At 69.6% G+C, this 20,526-nt stretch carries 19 protein-coding genes and 1 pseudogene; 8 read left to right on the forward strand and 12 right to left on the reverse strand.

Annotated elements, in window-relative coordinates:
* Positions 1 to 2 precede the first annotated feature (2 nt).
* The 4 genes from ABZ470_RS18735 to ABZ470_RS18750 form a co-directional block, all read right to left on the reverse strand.
* Complete coding sequence (locus ABZ470_RS18735; RefSeq protein WP_352010967.1) at positions 3 to 824, reverse strand: Rieske (2Fe-2S) protein; 822 nt, start codon at positions 822 to 824, stop codon at positions 3 to 5.
* A gap of 135 nt (positions 825 to 959) precedes the next feature.
* The gene (locus tag ABZ470_RS18740) at positions 960 to 1,514 is read right to left on the reverse strand and encodes an HD domain-containing protein (protein ID WP_352011281.1); all 555 of its coding nucleotides are present in this window, start codon (positions 1,512 to 1,514) and stop codon (positions 960 to 962) included.
* A 243-nt stretch (positions 1,515 to 1,757) separates the two neighbouring features.
* On the reverse strand, positions 1,758 to 3,209 hold the full coding sequence (locus ABZ470_RS18745) for a catalase (RefSeq protein WP_362777993.1): 1,452 nt from the start codon (positions 3,207 to 3,209) through the stop codon (positions 1,758 to 1,760).
* 21 nt (positions 3,210 to 3,230) lie between these two features.
* A complete protein-coding gene (locus ABZ470_RS18750) occupies positions 3,231 to 3,650 on the reverse strand; it encodes a Fur family transcriptional regulator (RefSeq protein ID WP_352010965.1) in 420 nt (139 codons plus the stop codon).
* A gap of 147 nt (positions 3,651 to 3,797) precedes the next feature.
* On the opposite strand from ABZ470_RS18750, the gene ABZ470_RS18755 reads away from it, so the two are divergent.
* Positions 3,798 to 4,910 (forward strand): CapA family protein, encoded by a 1,113-nt coding sequence (locus tag ABZ470_RS18755; RefSeq protein ID WP_352010964.1) that lies wholly within the window; start codon positions 3,798 to 3,800, stop codon positions 4,908 to 4,910.
* 117 nt (positions 4,911 to 5,027) lie between these two features.
* Positions 5,028 to 5,666 carry a TetR family transcriptional regulator gene (locus tag ABZ470_RS18760; protein ID WP_352011280.1) on the forward strand — a complete coding sequence of 213 codons (639 nt, stop codon included), beginning with the start codon at positions 5,028 to 5,030 and terminating at the stop codon, positions 5,664 to 5,666.
* Here ABZ470_RS18760 and ABZ470_RS18765 read toward each other — a convergent pair.
* Complete coding sequence (locus ABZ470_RS18765) at positions 5,642 to 6,253, reverse strand: hypothetical protein (RefSeq protein WP_362912468.1); 612 nt, start codon at positions 6,251 to 6,253, stop codon at positions 5,642 to 5,644. The two genes, ABZ470_RS18760 and ABZ470_RS18765, sit on opposite strands and share 25 nt — an antisense overlap.
* A gap of 220 nt (positions 6,254 to 6,473) precedes the next feature.
* Here ABZ470_RS18765 and ABZ470_RS18770 point away from each other — a divergent pair, with 220 nt between their 5' ends.
* Positions 6,474 to 6,962, forward strand: a complete 489-nt coding sequence (locus ABZ470_RS18770) for a hypothetical protein (protein WP_352010962.1) — start codon at positions 6,474 to 6,476, stop codon at positions 6,960 to 6,962.
* A 45-nt stretch (positions 6,963 to 7,007) separates the two neighbouring features.
* On the opposite strand, the gene ABZ470_RS18775 is transcribed toward ABZ470_RS18770, so the two are convergent.
* From ABZ470_RS18775 to dnaK, 6 genes and pseudogenes are all read right to left on the reverse strand, one after another.
* Positions 7,008 to 7,748 (reverse strand): hypothetical protein, encoded by a 741-nt coding sequence (locus tag ABZ470_RS18775; RefSeq protein WP_362912470.1) that lies wholly within the window; start codon positions 7,746 to 7,748, stop codon positions 7,008 to 7,010.
* 88 nt (positions 7,749 to 7,836) lie between these two features.
* Positions 7,837 to 10,422 (reverse strand): ATP-dependent chaperone ClpB, encoded by a 2,586-nt coding sequence (gene clpB, locus ABZ470_RS18780; RefSeq protein WP_362912472.1) that lies wholly within the window; start codon positions 10,420 to 10,422, stop codon positions 7,837 to 7,839.
* Positions 10,423 to 10,577: 155 nt separating this feature from the next.
* Positions 10,578 to 10,853, reverse strand: a pseudogene (locus ABZ470_RS18785) (helix-turn-helix transcriptional regulator); the annotation flags it as partial.
* 2 nt (positions 10,854 to 10,855) lie between these two features.
* Positions 10,856 to 12,043, reverse strand: a complete 1,188-nt coding sequence (gene dnaJ / locus ABZ470_RS18790; RefSeq protein WP_352010959.1) for a molecular chaperone DnaJ — start codon at positions 12,041 to 12,043, stop codon at positions 10,856 to 10,858.
* 34 nt (positions 12,044 to 12,077) lie between these two features.
* Positions 12,078 to 12,674 carry a nucleotide exchange factor GrpE gene (gene grpE / locus ABZ470_RS18795; RefSeq protein ID WP_352010958.1) on the reverse strand — a complete coding sequence of 199 codons (597 nt, stop codon included), beginning with the start codon at positions 12,672 to 12,674 and terminating at the stop codon, positions 12,078 to 12,080.
* Between the two features lie 26 nt (positions 12,675 to 12,700).
* On the reverse strand, positions 12,701 to 14,572 hold the full coding sequence (gene dnaK, locus ABZ470_RS18800) for a molecular chaperone DnaK (protein WP_352010957.1): 1,872 nt from the start codon (positions 14,570 to 14,572) through the stop codon (positions 12,701 to 12,703).
* A gap of 193 nt (positions 14,573 to 14,765) precedes the next feature.
* Here dnaK and ABZ470_RS18805 point away from each other — a divergent pair, with 193 nt between their 5' ends.
* Positions 14,766 to 15,335, forward strand: a complete 570-nt coding sequence (locus ABZ470_RS18805; RefSeq protein WP_352010956.1) for an RNA polymerase sigma factor — start codon at positions 14,766 to 14,768, stop codon at positions 15,333 to 15,335.
* Entirely contained in the window at positions 15,328 to 16,461 is a 1,134-nt protein-coding gene (locus tag ABZ470_RS18810) for a CU044_5270 family protein (protein ID WP_362912474.1), read from the forward strand. Before ABZ470_RS18805 ends, ABZ470_RS18810 begins: the two co-directional genes overlap by 8 nt.
* 7 nt (positions 16,462 to 16,468) lie before the next feature.
* Here ABZ470_RS18810 and ABZ470_RS18815 read toward each other — a convergent pair whose 3' ends face one another.
* Positions 16,469 to 16,966, reverse strand: coding sequence for a hypothetical protein (locus ABZ470_RS18815; RefSeq protein ID WP_352010954.1), 498 nt, complete (start codon positions 16,964 to 16,966; stop codon positions 16,469 to 16,471).
* A 121-nt stretch (positions 16,967 to 17,087) separates the two neighbouring features.
* On the opposite strand from ABZ470_RS18815, the gene proC reads away from it, so the two are divergent.
* The 3 genes from proC (at position 17,088) to ABZ470_RS18830 (ending at position 20,525) form a co-directional block, all read left to right on the forward strand.
* Entirely contained in the window at positions 17,088 to 17,882 is a 795-nt protein-coding gene (proC, locus tag ABZ470_RS18820) for a pyrroline-5-carboxylate reductase (RefSeq protein WP_352010953.1), read from the forward strand.
* Between the two features lie 79 nt (positions 17,883 to 17,961).
* Positions 17,962 to 19,212 carry an MFS transporter gene (locus ABZ470_RS18825; protein ID WP_352010952.1) on the forward strand — a complete coding sequence of 417 codons (1,251 nt, stop codon included), beginning with the start codon at positions 17,962 to 17,964 and terminating at the stop codon, positions 19,210 to 19,212.
* Between the two features lie 149 nt (positions 19,213 to 19,361).
* Positions 19,362 to 20,525, forward strand: coding sequence for an acetoin utilization protein AcuC (locus tag ABZ470_RS18830; RefSeq protein ID WP_352010951.1), 1,164 nt, complete (start codon positions 19,362 to 19,364; stop codon positions 20,523 to 20,525).
* Position 20,526: the final 1 nt, after the last annotated feature.

Genomic DNA, 20,526 nt, shown 5'->3' on the forward strand with positions numbered 1-20,526 from the left:
GGTCAGATCGGAGCGGGACGGACCTGGAGCACGCCGTCACGGCGGATCCGGGTCTCGAAGTACGGCTGCGGCGCCGTGGCCGGACCGTGGGCGACCGTGCCGTCCGCCAGGCGGAAGGCGCTGCCGTGCCACGGGCACACCACGCAGACCATGCCGTCGTCGGAGATCAGCTGACCCTGGTGCAGCGGCCCGGCCAGGTGGGAACAGTGGTCGGCGAGCACGGTGACCCCCTCGCCGACCCTCAGCACGAACAGGTCGATGTAGCCGAGACGCCTGGCCACGGGACGCCCCTCCGGCAGGTCCTTGAGCTCACACAGGTCGTGCCAGCCCAGCGGGACGAGGTGGGCGACCGACTCGGCGTGGTTGGAGCCCGCGGCCTGCCGGTAGGCCAGGTGCCCCCCGAGGTAACCGCCCGCGCCCGCGGCGCCCAGGCCGATGAACGACAGCAGTTTGCCGCGCCTGTCGTGCCCGGCGAGCCGGAAGGCCAGGGAACCCACGTACAGTCCCAGCGCGGTGACGTTGGCGATCGCGTGCACGAACCCCACCCGCTGCTGCTCCCGGTGGAGCGCCGACCAGTCGGTGATCCCGGAGGCCGCGGTGGGAATCGCCCCCGCGATGCCCGTGGCGAGCACGGCGCGTGCCGCGCGGGGGTCGGCCCCGGCCAGGTCGAGCACCGCGGTCGCCAGCCAGCAGCCCAGGCTGAGGTCGGTGAGCGGTGGATGGAGCGGTTTCCCCGTCGGCACCCCGTGCAGCAGGTCGCGCAGCCACCCCGGGCCGATGCGCTGCCGTACGGCCTTGGCCAGGACCCGGATGGGCCTGTCCATCCTCTCCGACCGTTCGATACGGCCGGCGATGTCGACCGGGGGTACGAGATGCCGGAAACTGCGGCGGTTCGTTTTGACTGATTCCTTCACGATCGCCCCCTTCTCAACCCTTTAGGGACCTACCCGGGAACCGCATCACGCACGCGCCAGGTGCCCCCGGCTGACAGAGAGCTCGATGATCTCCTTGGCGTAGGAGCCGAGCGTCGGCGAACCCTCCTCGATGATCTTCACCTTCTCCAGGACCTGGTCGGCCGTCACCTTGTACAACGACCAGGTGCCACCCTCGTTGTGGTGGTTGGCCATGATCGGCGCGATCCTGTCGAGGGCCTTGGCGAACTTCGCCTCCGCGGTCTCGCGCTCCTCGAACTCGTCCCACAGCGCGCGCAGCCGCGTCGACTGGTCCTCGGGGAGCAGGCCGAAGATGCGGTCGGCCGCCTTGCGTTCGATGCCGAGCTGGGCCTCGACGGCCCCGGCGTCGTAGATGAAGGTGTCTCCCGCGTCGATCTCGACGATGTCGTGGACGAGCAGCATCGCGACGACCTTGTCCATGTCGGTGCCCGGCGGCGCGTGCTCGGCCAGGATCATGGCCAGCATCCCGACGTACCACGAGTGCTCGGCGTCGTTCTCCCGCCGGGACCCGTCCATGAGGGTGTTACGGCGAACGACGCGTCTGAGCTTGTCGATCTCCATGGCGAAGGTGAGCTGGGCGTGGAGGCGGTCCTGTTCTGGAGGGGTGGTCACGCGCGCAAGCCTAGTGCGCGCCGCTCGCCGGTCATCGGACGGTCAGGCGATGACACGGGACCCAGAGTGACCACGACCCCGCTGAACACGCCTTTCCCGCCGTACGGCGGGCACCCCGCGTGTCGCGTGCCGTACGGCACGGCATGACGGCGCACGGCCCGCGCCGGAGAGCCGGCGCGGGCCGTGACGTCGTCACTCGGTGACGCCGAGCCCCTGGGCGACGCCCTGGCCCAGGTCCTTGTGGATGTTGGTCCAGTACTCGACGACACGCTTCTTCATCTCGTCCGTCACCTCGGGGGCCGAGGCGTGGCCGACGACGTTGCTCACCAGGTGGGAGCGGTCGGTGTCGGACAGCACGTTCTCCCACAGCGCGCGCGGCTGGACGTAGTCGTCGTCCTCGCGGTGCAGGGTGTAGGCGGAGCGGATGATCTCACCGCTGACGTGGTAGTCCTCGCCCGCGTACAGCGCCGGGTCGGCCACGGGGCCGCCGACGGTGTTGGGGGCGTAGACCGGGTCCCCCGGGTTGTTGAAGGCCATCTGGCCGTCCTTGTTGTAGCTGTGGACGGGCGAGAGCGGCCGGTTGATCGGCAGCTGCAGATAGTTGGTGCCGATGCGGTAGCGGTGGGCGTCCGGGTAGGAGAACAGCCGTCCCTGGAGCATCTTGTCCGGGGAGGGGCCGATGCCGGGCACGAGGTTGGCGGGCTCGAAGCTCGACTGCTCGACCTCGGCGAAGTAGTTCTCCGGGTTCCGGTTCAGGACGAACTTGCCGATCGTGATCTCGGGGTAGTCGGAGTGCGGCCACACCTTGGTCAGGTCGAACGGGTTGAACCGGTAGTCGGCGGCGTCCTCGAACGGCATGACCTGGACGTTGACCGTCCAGGACGGATGGTCGCCGTTCTTGATCGCGGTGTGCAGGTCGCGGATGTGGTGGTCGGCGTCCTGCGCGACGAGCGCGCCCGCCTCGGCGTCGGTCAGGTTCTTGATGCCCTGGTCGGTCTTGAAGTGGTACTTGATCCAGAACTTCTCACCGGCCGCGTTGTACCACAGGAACGTGTGCGAGCCGAAGCCGTGCATATGCCGCCAGGAGGCCGGGGTGCCGCGGTCGGTCATCAGGAAGGTGACCTGGTGGGCGCTCTCCGGGGAGAGCGTCCAGAAGTCCCACTGGATGTTGTGGTCGCGGAGGTTGGTGTCCGCGCGGCGCTTCTGGCTGTGGATGAAGTCGGAGAACTTCTGCGGGTCGCGGATGAAGAAGATCGGCGTGTTGTTGCCGACGATGTCGTAGTTGCCCTCTTCGGTGTAGAACTTGATCGCGAACCCGCGCGGGTCGCGCTGGGTGTCGGCGCTGCCGAGTTCCCCGGCGACCGAGGAGAAGCGCAGGAAGAGCGGGGTCTCCTTGCCCTTCTGGAACAGTCCGGCCCTGGTGAACTGGCTGACGTCCTCGGTGATCTGAAGGATGCCGTGGGCGCCACCACCCTTGGCGTGGACCACCCGCTCGGGAACCCGTTCCCGGTTGAAGTGGGCCATCTTCTGGATCAGGTAGTGGTCCTGCAGCAGCAGGGGCCCGTTCGGTCCGACCGACTGGGAGTGCTCGTCACTGGGGGCGGGGATTCCGGCATCGGTCGTGGTAGTGGGCCTGGTGCTCATGATCGGTCCTCCGGGTTCTCTTCATCGAGCATCTTCGGAACGACACTCGGGACACACGCCCCAGTAGATGACGTCCGCCTCGTCGACCAGATAGCCGGCGTCCGAGGCGGGGTCGAGGCATGGGGCGTGTCCGACAGCGCAGTCAACGTCGGCGACCCGCCCACACCGTCTGCAGACGAGGTGGTGATGGTTGTCACCGACCCGCGTCTCGTATCGGGCGGGGCTGCCCGCCGGTTCGACCCGGCGCAGCAACCCCTCACGATGCAGCGCGTGAAGGGAGTCGTAGACGGCTTGCAGGGAGACATGACCCACCCGCTCCCGTACGCCTCGGTGGACGGCGTCCACGTCAAGATGATCGCCCTCCCGTACGGTCTGCATGATCGCCAGGCGCGCCGCGGTCACCCGTAGGCCCGCCTGTCGGAGCCGGTCCTCGTCCTCCATGGAATCCACGTTATGCACCAAACCTGAACGATTCAACCAATTGACGTATTCCATTTTGTCTGGTTCGGGTAACCGCTTTGTCTGCTTAGGGTCATCACGGCCTGCCTGTTCCCCATCGCGAGGCCGGGATGGCATCCTCGGATAGCGATGAACACGTATATCCCCCGCCGCCTCACAGTGGCCGCGGTCGTCGCAGCCTCAGCCCTCCTCGGTACGGCCTGCTCAGCGGCCGAATCGGCCACCCCGGAAGCCTCGGGGAGCACGCCCGACGTCGTCGAGAAGCCGGTCTCCTCCTCCACCACCGAGCCGGAGACCAAACCGGAACGCAGGCCGTACACCATCTCCTTCGGAGGGGACGTGCACTTCGAGGGGGTGCTGCGCAGCAGGCTCAACGCCAACCCGAAGACCGCCCTCGGCCCCATCGCCAAGGTGCTCGGCGCCGCCGACATCGCGATGGTGAACCTGGAGACCGCGATCACCACCGGCGGGACCCCGGCGCCGGGCAAGCAGTACACCTTCCGCGCCCCGGCCAGCGCGCTGACCGCGCTGAAGGCGGCGGGGGTCGACGTGGCGTCCATGGCCAACAACCACGGCATGGACTACATGCAGAGCGGCCTGGCCGACTCGCTGGCCGCGATCAAACGTTCCAGGTTCCCGGTCGTCGGCATCGGCAGGAACGCCGCCGAGGCCTACAAGCCGTGGCGGACCACGGTGAACGGCAACCGGGTGGCCGTCATCGGCGCGACCCAGGTGCTCGACGCCGAGTTCATCCAGGCGTGGACCGCCACCGACCAGCAGGGCGGTCTGGCCTCCGCCAAGAACGAGGCACGGCTGCTGCAGGAGGTGCGCAAGGCGCGCAAGAACTCCGACACGGTGATCGTCCATCTGCACTGGGGCACCGAGCTGCAGAAGTGCCCGAACGAGGCCCAGCGCTCACTGGCCCCCAAGCTGGTCGCGGCGGGCGCCGACGTCGTGGTCGGCGGGCACGCGCACATCCTGCTCGGCAGCGGCTACCTCGGCAGGGGCTACGTCAACTACGGCATGGGCAACTTCGTCTTCTACAACTGGGGGCCGGAGACCGGCAGGACCGGTGTCCTCACCCTGACGATCAACGGGCGCCGGGTGATCAAGGATCGCTGGACCCCGGCGACCATCCAGGGCGGCGTCCCCGTCCCGGTCACCGGTACGAACGGACAGCGGGCGACGGCGAACTGGAAGGCGCTGCGCGGCTGCACGGGCCTGACGCCGACCCCGAGCTGACCCCCCGGACGGGCCGGAAATTGACAGGGCTCATATGGGATGTACGGGGAAAATCATGCGATTGACAGAGAGAACCTGACCGGAAGGGGGACGGGCGGGCAAGATGGGTGGGTGACCATGCCTGCCGAGGAGACATGTGAGGCCCCGCTGCGGCGCCAGCCGACCCAGCGACGCAGCGCACGCCGTGTCGAGAAGATGCTCGACGCCTGTGCCGAACTGCTGGACGAGATCGGATACGAGGCGCTTTCGACCACCAGGATCGCCGAACGCGCGGGTGTCGCGATCGGTTCGATCTACCAGTTCTTTCCCGACAAGCGGGCCATCACCCAGGCGGTGACCAGGCGCCATGTCGAACGGTTCGTCTCCCGAGTCGGCAGGCGCTTCCTGTCGGAGGACTACGGCGGCTGGTGGGACGCGGTCGACGCGATCATCGACGAGTACGTCGACATGCACAGGACCGTTCCAGGTTTCGGCGTCCTGCACTTCGGCGACGTCGTCGGCCTCAACCTGCTCGACGGGGTCTCCGACAGCAACACGGTGATCGCGGGCAGGCTGCGCGGCCTCCTGCTCCAGGAGTACGGCCTGACCGACAGCGAGGAGCTGGACCTGGCCATCCTCGTCGCGGTCGAGGCTGCCGACGCGGTGCTGAAACTGGCCTTCCGGCGTGACTCCGAGGGCGACCCCCAGATCGTCGCCGAGGCGAAACGCCTGATCAGGGGCTATCTGAACCGTCAGTTCGCCGGAGCCTCCGCCTGAGAGGAGCCGCTCACGGGGTCGGCCGGGGCCCCGTCAGAGGCCCTGTCGGAGGCCCTGTCAGAGGCCCCGCCGGAGGTGCCGGCGGGGGCGTCGGCCGCGGGCTCTTCCTGAGCCGCCGCGCACAGCCGTTCCTGCCGGTGCCTGCGCCGCTGCTCGCGCTCCGCGGCCCGCGCCTGCGCGGCCTCGGTGACCGAGGTCCCCGCAGAGGCCCCTGCCGAGGCGGAAACCCGTGCCCCGGAGACGATCCCCGGGCGGCCGTCGGAGGTGGCGTCGGGCGTCCGGGCGCCGTCGGCGAGGGTTCCGGCCCCCCGCTCCCTGCGGTTGTCCGCCCGCGCGCGCTCCCCGGGGCCGCACAACGTCACGCCCGGTACGGCGACCGTCTCGTTGCGGAACCGCGCCGGGGAGTCCTCCGCCTCGGCCACCGGCGAGATGAGCTGTTCCTGACGTATCCGGCTCTCCAGGGAGACGAGCTCACGATGCGCCCGTTCGACGGCGTCCATCCTCGCCGAGAGGTATCCGGCACACCCCGGGACGATCACGGAGAGTCCCGCGAGGAAGGTCAGAGTGAAGGTTGTCTGCTTGGACATGCCCATCGCAGCCCCTCCGAACATAACGCTCCACGAGCAGGAGACGCCTGCCATATGCCCGCTTTCCTGGCGAAACACGCGCTTGGTAGTCAATCGTTTACAACTGGTGGATGAAGGAATACCTGCCGTTGTGCGGACGAAACCAAGCGCCGCTCGCTACTCTCGCGATGTGGCGCATGTGACACGTGGGCAACTTGATCGGTTGCTTGAGCAGGCACTTTTGGCCGACGATCACGGAGACCTCGCCCGGCGGTTGGAAGGGCTGGTCGAGGAGTACGTGTCCGGAGACATCTCGCGGGCCGCGATCCTGGTGCTCGCCGCCGAGGAGTGGCGGCAGGCCGGGCAGCCGGCCCATGCCCTCGTCTGCTTCCAGCGGGCCGTGGACGACGGTGGGGAGGTGGGCGTCGATCCGAGGGCGGGCATCGCCGACACCCTCTTCGAGCTCGAACGGCCGGACGAGGCACGGCAGGTCATCGAGACGATCAGACATGAGGGGGAGGTGACAGCCGCGACCGCTCTCACGGTCGCCGAGACCCTCGTCGCCTACGGCGATCTGCGGCAGGCGCATCTGTGGGCCACTGAGGGGGCGCACAGGGCGGTGCGGGACAGCGGGGAGCACACGGCTCTACTGCGCACCCGTTACCGGATCAGGGTCGATCTGGGGCTTCCCGAGGACGAGCTGGACGCGCTGCTCGACCTCTCGCGCTGAGGGTCGGGCCGTGGTCCCCGCGCAGAGAGAGCCACGGCCCACAGGTCATCCCAGGCCGCCCAGGCCCAGGAGCGGAAGCAGCGTTCCCAGCGGGGACAGCAGCTGAGGCTTCGGCGCCGGCTTCGGAGCCGCGGGCCGGGCGGCGGGCGGCTGGACGTACTGCTCCGGCTCGGCCGAGGGGCGCTCGTCGCCGATCTCCCTGGCCGAGGCGGGGCGGGGCAGCGGCGTCAGCTCGTAGGGGTTGTCCGACCGGCCGTGGGTCTCCGGTGGCACGGGGGCCGACTGCGGACGGCCGGCGTTGACGTTCTTGCGCGTCTCGCCGACGCTCACACCGTAGGCGGGTGGGTCGGACAGGTTGCCCTCGGCGACGCTGACCGACTGGGTCCTGGCGGACTCAGTGGCGTTCTTGGCGAAGTTGCTGTACTTGGGGTCCATGATGCCCTCGGCGGCGACGACCTCGTTCACCAGACCGAAGAGGTTCTTGGCGAACGAGAGCGCGTTCGCCGCCTGAGGGGCTATCACCTTGTCGGTGACCCGCAGCGGAGCCTTCCCGGCCGCGAGCCCGTTGGCGACCGTCGTCCGCTGCGCGTCCAGGAAATCGTTGGTTCCCTCACAGACCGTCGGTGCGGTCCCGGGCGCCTGCAGCAGGCATGGCACCAGCGAGTCCACGACGGAGGCCGAAGCAGCCGCCGGAAGTCCGAACCCGGCCGCGAGTCCACCGACGAGGGCGGTGCTGAGCACCGCCCCCGCGAGGATCCCGCGGGTCTTGCGTGACCCGTTCGACATGCGCGTCTCCCTGTTACTTTCGGTTGTCGGAAGAATGCTGAAAGTAACAGGAAGAGCCCTGCGCCGGGAGCGTTTGGACCGATGCTGGTCAAACTCTTGCCGACGGTCCCACGACCAGGGTGTCCCCCTTCTCGTCGAGATCGACCAGAACCTCGTCACCGTCCTGGATCTCCCCGGCCAGCACCTTCTTGGCCAGCGTGTCGCCGATCGCCGACTGCACCAGACGGCGTAGCGGACGCGCGCCGTACAGGGGGTCGTAGCCGGTCAGCGCCAGCCAGTCACGCGCGGCCGGGGTGACCGTCAGCGTCAGCCTCCGGTCGGCAAGGCGCCTGGCCAGGTGGGCCACCTGCAGGTCGACGATCCTGGACAGCTCCTCGGTGCCGAGCGCGTCGAACAGGATGACCTCGTCGAGCCGGTTGAGGAACTCCGGCTTGAAGGAACTCCTGACCGTGTCCAGCACCGCCTTGCGCTGGGTCTCCTTGTCGAGGCCCGGGTCCACCAGGAACTGCGAGCCGATGTTGGAGGTGAGGATCAGGATCACGTTGCGGAAGTCGACGGTCCTGCCCTGCCCGTCGGTCAGCCGCCCGTCGTCGAGCACCTGGAGCAGGATGTCGAAGACCTCGGGGTGGGCCTTCTCGACCTCGTCGAGCAGCACCACGCCGTACGGCCTGCGCCGGACCGCCTCGGTGAGCTGGCCGCCCTCCTCGTAGCCGACGTAGCCGGGAGGGGCGCCCACGAGACGCGCCACACTGTGCTTCTCGCCGTACTCGCTCATGTCGATGCGGACCATCGCCCGCTCGTCGTCGAACAGGAAGTCGGCCAGCGACTTGGCGAGCTCGGTCTTGCCGACGCCGGTCGGGCCGAGGAACAGGAAGCTTCCGGTCGGCCGGTCGGGGTCGGCGATGCCCGCTCGGGCGCGCCGTACGGCGTCGGAGACCGCCTGCACGGCCTGACGCTGGCCGATCAGGCGCCTGCCGAGCTCGTCCTCCATGCGCAGCAGCTTGGAGCTCTCGCCTTCGAGCAGACGGCCTGCGGGGATGCCCGTCCACGAGGAGATGACCTGGGCGATGTCGTCCGGGCCGACCTCCTCCTTGACCATCGGGTCCTCGGGCTGGGAGGCGGCGGTCGCCTCGGCCAGTTCCTCCTCCAGCCTGGGCACCTCGGCGTACATCAGCCGGGAGGCGGCCTCGAAGTCGCCGTCGCGCTGGGCGCGTTCGGCGGCGCCGCGCACCTCGTCGAGCTTCTTCTTCAGGTCACCGACCCGGTTCAGGCCCGCCTTCTCCCGCTCCCAGCGGCCGACCAGGCCGTTGAGCTCCTCCTGCCGGTCGGCGAGCTCCCTGCGCAGCCGTTCGAGGCGTTGCAGGCTGCTCTCGTCGGTCTCCTTGGCGAGCGCCAGCTCCTCCATCTTCATCCGGTCCACGTTCCGCTGGAGCTGGTCGATCTCCACGGGACGGGAGTCGATCTCCATGCGCAGCCGGGAGGCGGCCTCGTCGACGAGGTCGATCGCCTTGTCCGGCAGGAACCGGGAGGTGATGTAGCGGTCGGACAGCGCCGCGGCGGCCACCAGCGCGCCGTCGGCGATCTGCACCTGGTGGTGGGCCTCGTAGCGGCCCTTGAGGCCGCGCAGGATCGCGATGGTGTCCTCGACGGTCGGCTCGCCGACGTAGACCTGCTGGAAACGCCGTTCGAGGGCGGGGTCCTTCTCGATCCGCTCGCGGTACTCGTCGAGCGTCGTCGCGCCGATCATCCGCAGCTCGCCGCGGGCCAGCATGGGCTTGAGCATGTTGCCCGCGTCCATGGCGCCCTCGGCCGCGCCCGCGCCGACCATGGTGTGCAGCTCGTCGATGAAGGTGATGACCTGCCCGTCGCTCTCCTTGATCTCGCCGAGCACGGCCTTGAGGCGCTCCTCGAACTCACCGCGGTACTTCGCCCCGGCGACCATCGCGCCCAGGTCGAGTGCGACCAGGCGCTTGTCGCGCAGGCTTGAGGGCACGTCGCCCGCGACGATCCGCTGGGCCAGCCCCTCGACGACGGCGGTCTTGCCGACGCCGGGCTCACCGATCAGCACCGGGTTGTTCTTGGTCCTGCGGCTGAGCACCTGGATCACCCTGCGGATCTCCGAGTCACGGCCGATCACCGGGTCCAGCTTGCCCGCCCTGGCCCGCTCGGTCAGGTCGACGCCGTACTTCTCCAGCGCCTGGTAGGTGTCCTCGGGTGTCTCGCTGGTCACCCTGGCGTGCCCGCGAACCTTCTCGAAGGCGTCGAGCAGGGCGTTCGGGGTCGCCCCGTTGCGCCTGAGCAGCTCGGCGACCGGGCCGCCGTCCGCGGCGAGGCCGACCAGGAGGTGCTCGGTCGAGACGTACAGGTCCTCAAGCTGGGTCGCCCGCTGGGCGGCGGTGTTCAGCACCGTCAGCAGCTGCCGCGAGCTGGACGGGGCGCTGACCGTCGAACCCTGCGCCTTCGGCAGGGCCGCCAGCTGCGTCTCCGCCTCGGTGCGCAGCTTCTTCCAGTCGGCGCCGACGGCCTCAAGCAGGGGTACGGCGGTGCCGCCGGTCTGGGCGAGCAGCGAGGTGAACAGGTGGGCGGGGGCGACCTCGGGGTTGCCCTCGGCGGCCGCCCGCCTGATCGCTGAGGAGAGAGCCTCCTGGCTCTTCTGGGTGAGCTTGTAGTCCATGCTTGTCTGCCTTGCTCCGTTCGGCGGCTACGGCGCCGGGCGGGCCGGCGCGATGATGTCCCCCCGGCCTTCGAGTTGGAGTGTCAGGCGGGCGGCAGTTGGTACTGGATCAGGGCGCGGATCATGGCCATCTCCGCGCGCAGGCGATGGTTCTCGTCACGAAGGCGCAGTGCCTCGGTCTCCAGCGCCAGGATGCGTTTGATGCCCGCGAGGTTGATGCCCTCCTCCTGGGAGAGCCGCTGCACCTCGCGGAGCATGACGATGTCGCGTGTCGAGTACAGGCGTCCACGCCCCGCCGTACGGCCCGGACTGACCAGGCCGAGACGGTCGTACTGGCGCAGGGTCTGGGGATGGAGGCCGGACAGCTGGGCCGCCACCGAGATCACATATACGGGGGTGTCGTCCGACAGGTCGAAGTAGTTGGCGTCCATGGCTACTCGCTTCTGGCCAGTTCGATGAGCTCGGCTCTGGGGTCACCACCAGCCGTCGCGTCGCGGAAGTCCTCAAGGGCCCCCCTGGCCTTGTCCTCCAGCTGTTGAGGCACCAGGACCTCGACCGTGACGAGCAGGTCGCCCTTCGTGCCGTCCTTACGGGCCACACCCCTGCCCCGCACCCGGAAGGTGCGGCCGTTGGGCGTGCCCTCGGGGATGCGCAGCGTGACCGGCAACCCCTTCAAGATCGGCACCTTGATCTCGGCCCCGAGCGCCGCCTCGGTGAAGGTGACGGGCACGGTGATCGTCAGATTCTCGCCGGTCCTGCCGAAGACAGGGTGCGGCTTGACGTGGATCTGGACGTACAGGTCACCGGCGGGACCGCCGTTCTCGCCCGGTGCGCCCTTGGCCTTGATCTTGATGCGCTGACCGTCTCCGACCCCCGCCGGGATGCGCGCCTGGATCGTCCGGGTGCTCTTGCCCCGTCCGCTGCCCTCGCAGACCTCGCACGGGTTGTCGACCAGCAGCCCCCTGCCCTTGCAGTCACGGCACGGCTCGGAGAAGGCGAAGTTGCCGAGGTTCCTGCTGGCAGCCCCGGTGCCCTCGCAGGTCGGGCAGACCCTCGGGGTCGTCCCGGCCTTCGCCCCCGTGCCCGCGCAGGCCGTACAGGCCGAGGAACTGGTCAGGCGGAGCGAGACCGTGGTCCCCTCGACCGCCTGGCCGAAGGAGAGCGTGACCTCGGACTCGATGTCCTGGCCACGCCGCGCCCTCGTGGTCGTCCCCCCGGAACGCTGGGCGCCACCCCGGTTGAAGATGCCTCCGAAGATGTCGCCGATGCCACCCCCGCCGCCCGTGCCGCCCTGCTGGGTGCCTCCGAACAGGTCTCCCAGGTCGAAGGGGAACCCACCCCCACGCGAGGCCCCCCCGGCCCCCGCGTAGCCGCCGAGTCCTGATCCGAACAGCGTCCGCGCCTCGTCGTACTCCTTGCGGCGCTTGGTGTCGGACAGGATGTCGTAGGCCTCGGAGACCTCCTTGAACTTCGACTCGGTCTCCGTGCTGCCTTGGTTGGCGTCCGGGTGGTACTGCCTGGCCAGCTTCCGGTACGCCTTCTTGATCTCTTCGGCGGTGGCGGTCTTGGGCACACCAAGGACGGCGTAGTAGTCCTTCTCCAGGTAGTCCTTGGTGCTCATCTCAGTTCCTTTTCAGATCTCAGATACGGGGGGTTCAGCTGTCGCTCGCGACAGGCTCTTCTTCGGGCTCGGCGACCGAGACCCGCGCGGGGCGGAGCACGCGGTCGCCGATTCGGTAGCCGGGCTGCAGGATCTCCACGCAGGTCGGCTCGGTGACATCGGGGGAGTAGCTGTGCATGAGGGCTTCGTGCACCGTCGGGTCGAAGGGCTCGCCCTTGGTCCCGAAGGCGCTCAGCCCCAGCTTGCCCGTCGCGACCTCCAGCGACTCGCTCACCTTGGCGAAACCGCCGGTGAGCTCGCCGTGGTCGCGGGCCCTGCCGATGTCGTCGAGAACCGGGAGCAGCTCGGTCAGCACACCGGCCACCGCCTGTTCCTTGATCAGGGTCCTGTCTCGATCGACCCGCTTGCGGTAGTTGGAGTACTCCGCCTGGAGACGCTGCAGGTCCGCGGTGCGCTCGGCGAGCTGGATCGCCAGCTCGGCCGAGGCCAGGTCGGCGGCCGGAGCGGGCTGTTCGGCCTGCTCCTTGACCTGCTCACCGTCCGCCGCGCGCGCCTGCCCCGTCTCGGGGTCGATCTTGCGGTTGTCGCGGATCACCGGCTCCTGCTCGGAACCGTTCTCACGCGTGTTCACGCTCGTGCTCCCCTCGGCCTGCGACGTCACTTCGCGCCGTTGTCGCGCTTCGGCTCGTCGTCCACGATCTCAGCCTCGACCACGTCGTCGTCGGCCTTCTGGCCGTCGGCGCCCGCGGCGCCCGCCGCACCGGCCTGGCCCTCGGAGGCCTGGGACTGGGCGTAGATGGCGGAACCCATCTTCTGGCTGACCGTGGCGAGCTTCTCCGCGGAGGCGCGGATCGTCGCCGAGTCGGTGCCCTCAAGGGACTTCTTCAGCTCGGTGAGGGCCTCGTTGACCTCGTTCTTGATGTCGTCGGGGACCTTCTCCGCGTTCTCGCCGAGGAACTTCTCGGTCTGGTAGACCAGCGACTCGGCGTTGTTGCGGGTCTCGGCCTCCTCGCGGCGACGCTTGTCCTCCTCGGCGTAGGACTCGGCCTCGCGCATCATGCGCTCGATGTCGTCCTTCGGCAGCGCGGAGCCGCCGGTGATGGTCATCGTCTGCTCCTTGCCGGTGCCGAGGTCCTTGGCGGAGACGTTGACGATGCCGTTGGCGTCGATGTCGAAGGTGACCTCGATCTGCGGGATGCCGCGCGGCGCCGGGGCGATGCCGGTCAGCTCGAAGGTGGCCAGCTTCTTGTTGTAGGCCGCGATCTCACGCTCGCCCTGGTAGACCTGGATCTGCACCGACGGCTGGTTGTCCTCGGCCGTGGTGAAGACCTCGGAGCGCTTGGTGGGGATCGTGGTGTTGCGCTCGATGATCTTGGTGAAGATGCCGCCCTTGGTCTCGATGCCCAGCGACAGCGGGGTCACGTCGAGCAGCAGGACGTCCTTGACCTCACCCTTGAGCACACCGGCCTGCAGGGCGGCGCCGATGGCCACGACCTCGTCCGGGTTGACGCCCTTGTTGGGGTCCTTGCCGCCGGTCAGCTCCTTGACGAGCTCGGCGACCGCGGGCATACGGGTCGAGCCGCCGACGAGGACCACGTGGGCGATGTCGGAGACCTTGATGCCGGCGTCCTTGACGACCTGGTTGAACGGGCCCTTGCACCGCTCAAGCAGGTCGGCGGTCAGCCGCTGGAACTCGGCCCGGGTGAGCTTCTCGTCCAGGTGCAGCGGACCCTCGGCGGAGGCCGTGATGTAGGGAAGGTTGATCGAGGTCTCGGACTGGCTGGACAGCTCGATCTTGGCCTTCTCGGCGGCCTCGCGCAGACGCTGCAGGGCCATCTTGTCCTTGGTCAGGTCGACGCCGTGCGCGTTCTTGAAGCGGTTGGCCAGCTCGTCGACGACGCGCTGGTCCCAGTCGTCACCACCGAGGTGGTTGTCGCCGCTGGTGGCCTTGACCTCGACGAAGCCGTGGCCGTCCTCCTGGCCGACGTCGAGCAGGGACACGTCGAAGGTGCCGCCACCGAGGTCGAAGACGAGGATGGTCTCGTCCTTCTCCTTGTCGAGACCGTAGGCGAGCGCGGCCGCCGTCGGCTCGTTGATGATGCGCAGCACGTTGAGGCCGGCGATGGTGCCCGCCTCCTGGGTGGCCTGACGCTGGGCGTCGTTGAAGTAGGCCGGGACGGTGATCACCGCGTCGGTGATCTTCTCGCCCAGGTAGGCCTCGGCGTCCTGCTTGAGCTTCTGCAGGACGAAGGCGCTGATCTGCTGCGGGGAGAACTTCTTGCCGTCGATCTCCTGAGCCCAGGTGGTGCCCATCTCGCGCTTGACCGAGCGGATGGTCCGGTCGACGTTGGTGACGGCCTGCCGCTTGGCGACCTCACCAACGAGGACTTCACCGTTCTTCGCGAAGGCGACCACGGACGGGGTGGTCCGCGAGCCCTGAGCGTTGGCGATGACCGTGGGCTCACCGCCTTCGAGAATCGAGACGACGGAGTTGGTCGTCCCCAGGTCGATACCTACCGCACGTGCCATGAGTACGTCCTTGTAGTCAAAGTTGAGTGGGTCAGACTCATAGTGGAGCTTCGAGTGGTGTTTGTCAAACGACTTGAGTCTATGCCGCTCAACCCTTGGGCGCGTGAAAGGGTTCCCGGAATCCGGGAAACAACGGGCGATCCACATCCCCCAACGAAGGAACACGCATGATCGCTCCCGGGACGGCCCCGACATGATCGACCCCTCCGATGTGGACCTGGCGGAGGGGGTCGGGGAGGCATTCGACCGGGTCTTCGACGCCCACTTCGCCGAGATCCACCGCTATGTCGCCAGGCGTCTGGACACCGACGCCGCCGACGATCTCGCGGCGGACACCTTCCTGATCGCCTTCCGCGACCGCCACCGCTTCGACGCGGCCAGGGGTGCCGTCAGACCGTGGCTGTACGGCATCGCCACCAACCTCGTCGCCAGGCATCGGCGCCAGGAGGTACGCCGTTGGAAGGCGCTCAGCCGTACCGGCACCCCGTGGGGGCGGGCGCACGAGGGACACGAGGACGCGGTGGCGGCGAGGGTCACCGCGGAGCAGGTGACGGGCAGGCTCGCGGGGGCGCTCGCCGGTCTGGCCAAGCGGGACCGCGACGTGGTGCTGCTCCTGGCGCTCGGCGGCCTGGCGCACGCCGAGGTCGCCGAGGCACTCGGCATCCCCTACGGAACCGTGGCCTCCCGGCTGAACCGGGCCCGCAAACAGCTACGCAAGGCACTGGGCGGCGTCAACCCGCTGGAGGAGGCCCACGATGGATGAGATCACCCTGATGGCGTCCCACCTGCCCGACGCGCCGCCGCCCACGCCCGAGATCGTGGCCCGTGCCAGGGCGCGCCTGAAGGACCCCGGGACCCGTACGGCCAGGGCCGTGGCGCGGCGATGGACACCGGTCGCCGGGGTGGCCACCGCGACCGTGGCGGTCGCGGTCGCGGTGGCGGTCACGGTCGTCGTGTCCGGCCTGGGCGACGCCGTACCGCCGACCGTGGTGGTCCCGGCGAAGGGAGGGCAGGTCCTCCTGGACCTCGCGGACAAGGTGGAGAAGGCCCCCGTGGGGACCGGTGCCTACTGGCGGCGCCGTTCCGTCGTCGGGTCGCTCTTCCCGTCGGACGCCGTCTCCAGCGGTGTCGTGATCAACACCTACGACGTCGTGCTCTGGGCACCGCGGAAGCCCGATGATCCCACCCTCGTCATCTCCGAGGCACAGCCGAAACGCTCCCTGGTCCTGCCGCGTGGAAAGGCGCGCAAGCCGTGGAACCCGGCCGAGAAGTACGACTACACGCTGGGTGATATGTCGAACATGTGTGGATACTCCTGGAACACCGGGTCCGGGAGGATCCTGTACGACCACAGGGCGGCCGAGCTGACCTTCGCCGAACTGCAGGCGCTGCCGACGGACCCGGCGGCGCTGCTCGAACGGCTGAGGACCCTGCGGACCCGCCCGCGCCAGGCGCCCCCCGTCTCAGGAAGGGCGGCGCGGAGGGAGGTGCCGAAAGACGCGGGGGAGGAGGAGTACCTGAGTCTCGCCGCGGTCTCGCTGCTGGATCTGCCGAGCCCTCCCGCCCTGCGGGCCGCGGCGCTGCGGATCCTCGCGGGCCGTCCCGGCACGGAGGTCGTCGGGGAGGTCGTCGACGCGCTGGGCCGTACCGAGGTGGCCGTGCGGATCAACGCCGACCGGCCGTCCAAGGTCAGGATTCCCACCGACTACCAGATCATGGTCGACCCCCGGACGGGGGAGCTGGCCGGGGACAGGAGCACCGCGGTGACGAACCGTGGCGGGCTGCCCCGGGGCACGGTGCTCGACTACACGGCCTACACCGAGCAGGGCTGGACCGACGAGCGGCCCGCCCGGCCCGGCGGGTGCAGGCGGGTGGCGAACGTTCCCTGACCGGGGGTCAGTTCTTGGGCTTGGGGGCGGGCTTGGCGCCGTCCACGACCTTGCGGTGCCCGAGGGGGGCCTTGAGCTTGACGGTCGTCACCTTCTTGATGGCGATGTCGATGCAGACCGGGTTCTGGATCTTGCCGCTCTGGCCCTCCCAGAGGGTGACGGTCACCCGCTTGGAGGTCTGTTTGACGGTCACCCGGTCGAGCACCTGGCAGGGCTCGACCCCGGACCACCAGACGACCCGCAGGCTCCGGCCGTCCTTCGACGGCTTGGCGGACAGCCAGGCCACCTTGCGCGGGCCGATGGCGTGGCCTTCCGGCTTGACCGGCTTGGGGGCGCCCTTTTCTGTCGGTTCGACCCTGGGGGCGACGGTGTGGCCCACCGAGAGGGAGGGGACGGCGCCGCCCGCGGCGCCCGCGGGAGCCTCGGGGACGACGGCGCCGCTCTGGACGCTCTGGGTACCGCAGGCCGCCGTCAGCAGCAGGCCTCCGGCCAGGACGGGAATCACGATCCTACGCATAACCCTGTCAACGGATCACGGCGCCGTACGGTTCAACCACCCGCGTCCTGGCTCGTCAGGGCTGCCCTTAGGCTGGTCATCCGCTTCTCCTCATGCAAGGTGCGTTGACGTGATCGCGATTCTGGGAACCGGGAAGATGGGCGAGGCCCTGCTGTCGGGCCTGCTGCGGGCCGGGTTCGAGCCGGACGATGTGCTGGCGACGGCGCGGCGCCCTGAGCGGGCCGCCGACCTCGGCAAGCGGTACGGCGTGCGCATCGTGACCAACGCCGAGGCCGCGGAGAGCGCCGAGACGATCATCCTCGCGGTCAAGCCGCAGGACATGGGCTCCCTGCTGACCGAGATCGCCCCGCACGTCTCCGCCGACCGGCTGGTGATCTCGGCGGCGGCGGGCATCACGACCTCGTTCGTGGAGTCGAGGCTGGCCGGCGACGTCCCGGTCGTGCGGGTCATGTCGAACACCCCGGTGCTGGTCGACGAGGCGATGAGCGTGATCTCCGCGGGCGCCCACGCCGCCGAGGAGCACCTGCGGCTGACCGAGGACCTGCTGCGGCCGGTCGGCAAGGTGCTGCGCATCCCCGAGTCCCAGCAGGACGCCGCGACCGCGCTGTCCGGCAGCGGCCCGGCCTACTTCTTCTATCTCGTCGAGGCCATGGTCGACGCGGGCATCCTGCTCGGCATGCCCCGCTCCGCCGCCCTCGACATGGTCACCCAGTCGATCGTCGGCGCGGCCATCATGCTCCGTGACTCCGGTGAGCACCCGGTGATCCTCCGGGAGGCGGTCACCTCGCCGGGCGGCACGACCATCGCGGCCATCGCCGAGCTGGAGCGTCACAGCGTCCGCGCGGCCTTCCTGGCCGCCATCGAGGCCGCCAGGGACCGAAGCCGTCAGCTCGCCGGTGGGTGATATCCCCTATTAGTCAGTAAAGTTTCCTTTTCTTGCGATAAGCGGCATCATCTCCACGGAAGCCTCGGGGAGTGATGTGATGGGCGGGCAAGCCGTACGAGCCGTCGGCCAGGGGGAACGGGAGAGACCCGCGGTCTGGTCGCGGGGTTTCGGCCTCTTCTTCACCGCCCGTTCGGTCTCCATGCTCGGCAGCGCGATGGTGCCGATCGCGACCGCGCTCGGCGTCGGCGGCCTGGGGTACGGTCCGACCGGCGTCGGGCTGGCACTGGCCGCCTGGATGGCACCGGTCGCGCTGCTGATCCTGTTCGGCGGGGTGTTCGCCGACAGGTTCACCCCGCGCCGCATGATGATCGGCGCGGACGTCGTCAGGGTCGTGACCCAGGCGCTGCTGGCCTCGCTGTTCGTCTTCGGCACCCCCACGCTGTGGCAGGTGCTGGTCATCTCGGCGATCAACGGCGCCGCGGCCGCCATGTACCAGCCGGGCGTCGCCAGCACGATCCCCAGGGTGGCCAGGGACGTGCAGCGGGCCAACGCCACCCTGCGCGTCTCCGAGTCGATCATGATGCTGGTCGGGCCGGGGGTCGCCGGGGCCGTCGCGGGCTTCGTCAACGTCGGGGTGGTCTTCGCGCTCGACGCCGTGGGGTTCGCGATCAGCGCCACCTGCCTGCTCCTGATGCGTCTGCCCCCGGGCTCCCCGGTCGTCGCCGAGGAGTCGATGTGGCGCAACCTGCGCGGAGGCTGGCTGGAGTTCCGGTCCAGGACCTGGATGTGGTCGGTGATCCTGGTCTGGATCATCTTCGGCGCCACCCTGTTCGGCCCGCTGATCCCGCTGGGCTCTGTGCTGATCGGCGGCAGGCTGGGGGACCAGGCGTACGGACTGGTCATGTCGGCCTCGGGCGCGGGCACGATCCTGGGCGGCCTGCTCGCGATGCGGGTGCGTCCCGCCCGCCCGCTGATGGCCGGGGCGATCGGCATGTTCGGCTTCGCGCTCGAACCGCTGACGATCGCGATCGGGGCGCCGCTGGGGGTCCTGATGGCCGGGCACGTGGTCGGCGGTGTCGGCTGGGCGTTCTGGTCGGTCATGTGGGCCACGAGCATCCAGACGCAGGTGCCTCCGGAGGCGCTCAACCGGGTCACCGCCTACGAGGTCGGCGGTTCGACGCTCGCCGTACCGGTCGGGCAGGTGCTCGCCGGGCCTCTCGCCGGGGTGTTCGGCGCGCGGGAGACACTGGCCGTCTCCGCGGTGGTCGCGGTGTGCGGCTGCGTCTGCCTGCTGCTGGTGCCCGCGGTCAGGAGACTGCGCAGGGTCGCCGAGGTCGTGCCCGCCTGAGGGCCCCGAGGGGCCGCCTGGGGGCCGTCAGAGGCCGGATGGGTCTGTGCGTCTGCACGTGCGGTAACGTCGGCCGGGGTGGGGAGATCCGGGGGCGGGGCCGTACCGGAGCGCCCGTTTCTCGCGTCGCGATCGAACAGGGAGGGCGCATGAGCCGGTCCGTGAGGGTCGTCTGGGACGACGCGCTCACCGGATACGACTTCGGGCCGGGGCATCCGCTCGCGCCCGTGCGGGTCGAGCTGACCATGGCGCTGGCCAGGGAGCTGGGCGTGCTCGACGCCGTCGAGGTGGCCGGTTGTGTGGCCGCGACCGACGACGAGCTGGCGATGGTCCACGGGCGCGGCTACATCGAGGCCGTCAGGCGGGCCTCCGCGGAGGGGCGCCCCGACCGGGCCCACGGGATCGGCACCGAGGACACCCCGGCCTTCGCCGGGATGCACGAGGCCTCCGCGCTGATCACCGGTGCCACCCTCGCCGCGGCCCGCGCCGTGTGGCACGGCGAGGCCGAGCACGCGGTCAACGTCGCCGGCGGGCTGCACCACGCGATGCCCGACGCGGCGAGCGGGTTCTGCGTCTACAACGACCCGGCGGTGGCGATCGCCTGGCTGCTGGCCCAGGGCGCGACCCGGGTGGCCTACGTCGATGTGGACGTGCACCACGGCGACGGGGTCCAGGCCGCCTTCTACGACGACCCCAGGGTGCTGACGATCAGCCTGCACGAGAGCCCCCGCACGCTCTTCCCCGGGACGGGCTTCCCCGACGAGCGCGGGGCGGAGGGGACGGCGGTCAACGTCGCGCTGCCCGCCGGATGCGGGGACATCGGCTGGCTGAGGGCCTTCGGCGCGGTCGTGCCGCCGCTGCTGCGGGAGTTCGCCCCCGAGGTCCTGGTCACCCAGCACGGCTGCGACAGCCACGCGCTGGACCCGCTGGCCCACCTCATGCTCAGCCTGGACGGCCAGCGCGCCGCCTACGCGGCCCTGCACGAGCTGGCGCACGAGACCGCGGGAGGGCGCTGGGTCGTCACCGGCGGCGGGGGATACGAGCTGGTCCGGGTGGTGCCCAGGGCCTGGACCCACCTGATCGCCGAGGTCTCCGGTCACCCGCTCGACCCGGAGACCGAGACGCCTCCCGGCTGGCGGCGGTTCGTCGCCGAGCGCACGGGGGAGACGGCGCCGCTCACGCTGACCGACGGCAGGAACCCGGAATTTCGGGATTTTTCTGCTGGTTATGATCCAGCAGACCCGATCGACAGAGCCATCATGGCGACAAGGAAGGCCATCTTCCCCTTCCACGGACTGGACCCCCTCCCATGAC

Source organism: Streptosporangium sp. NPDC020072 (genome assembly GCF_040631445.1).
Taxonomy (GTDB): domain Bacteria; phylum Actinomycetota; class Actinomycetes; order Streptosporangiales; family Streptosporangiaceae; genus Streptosporangium.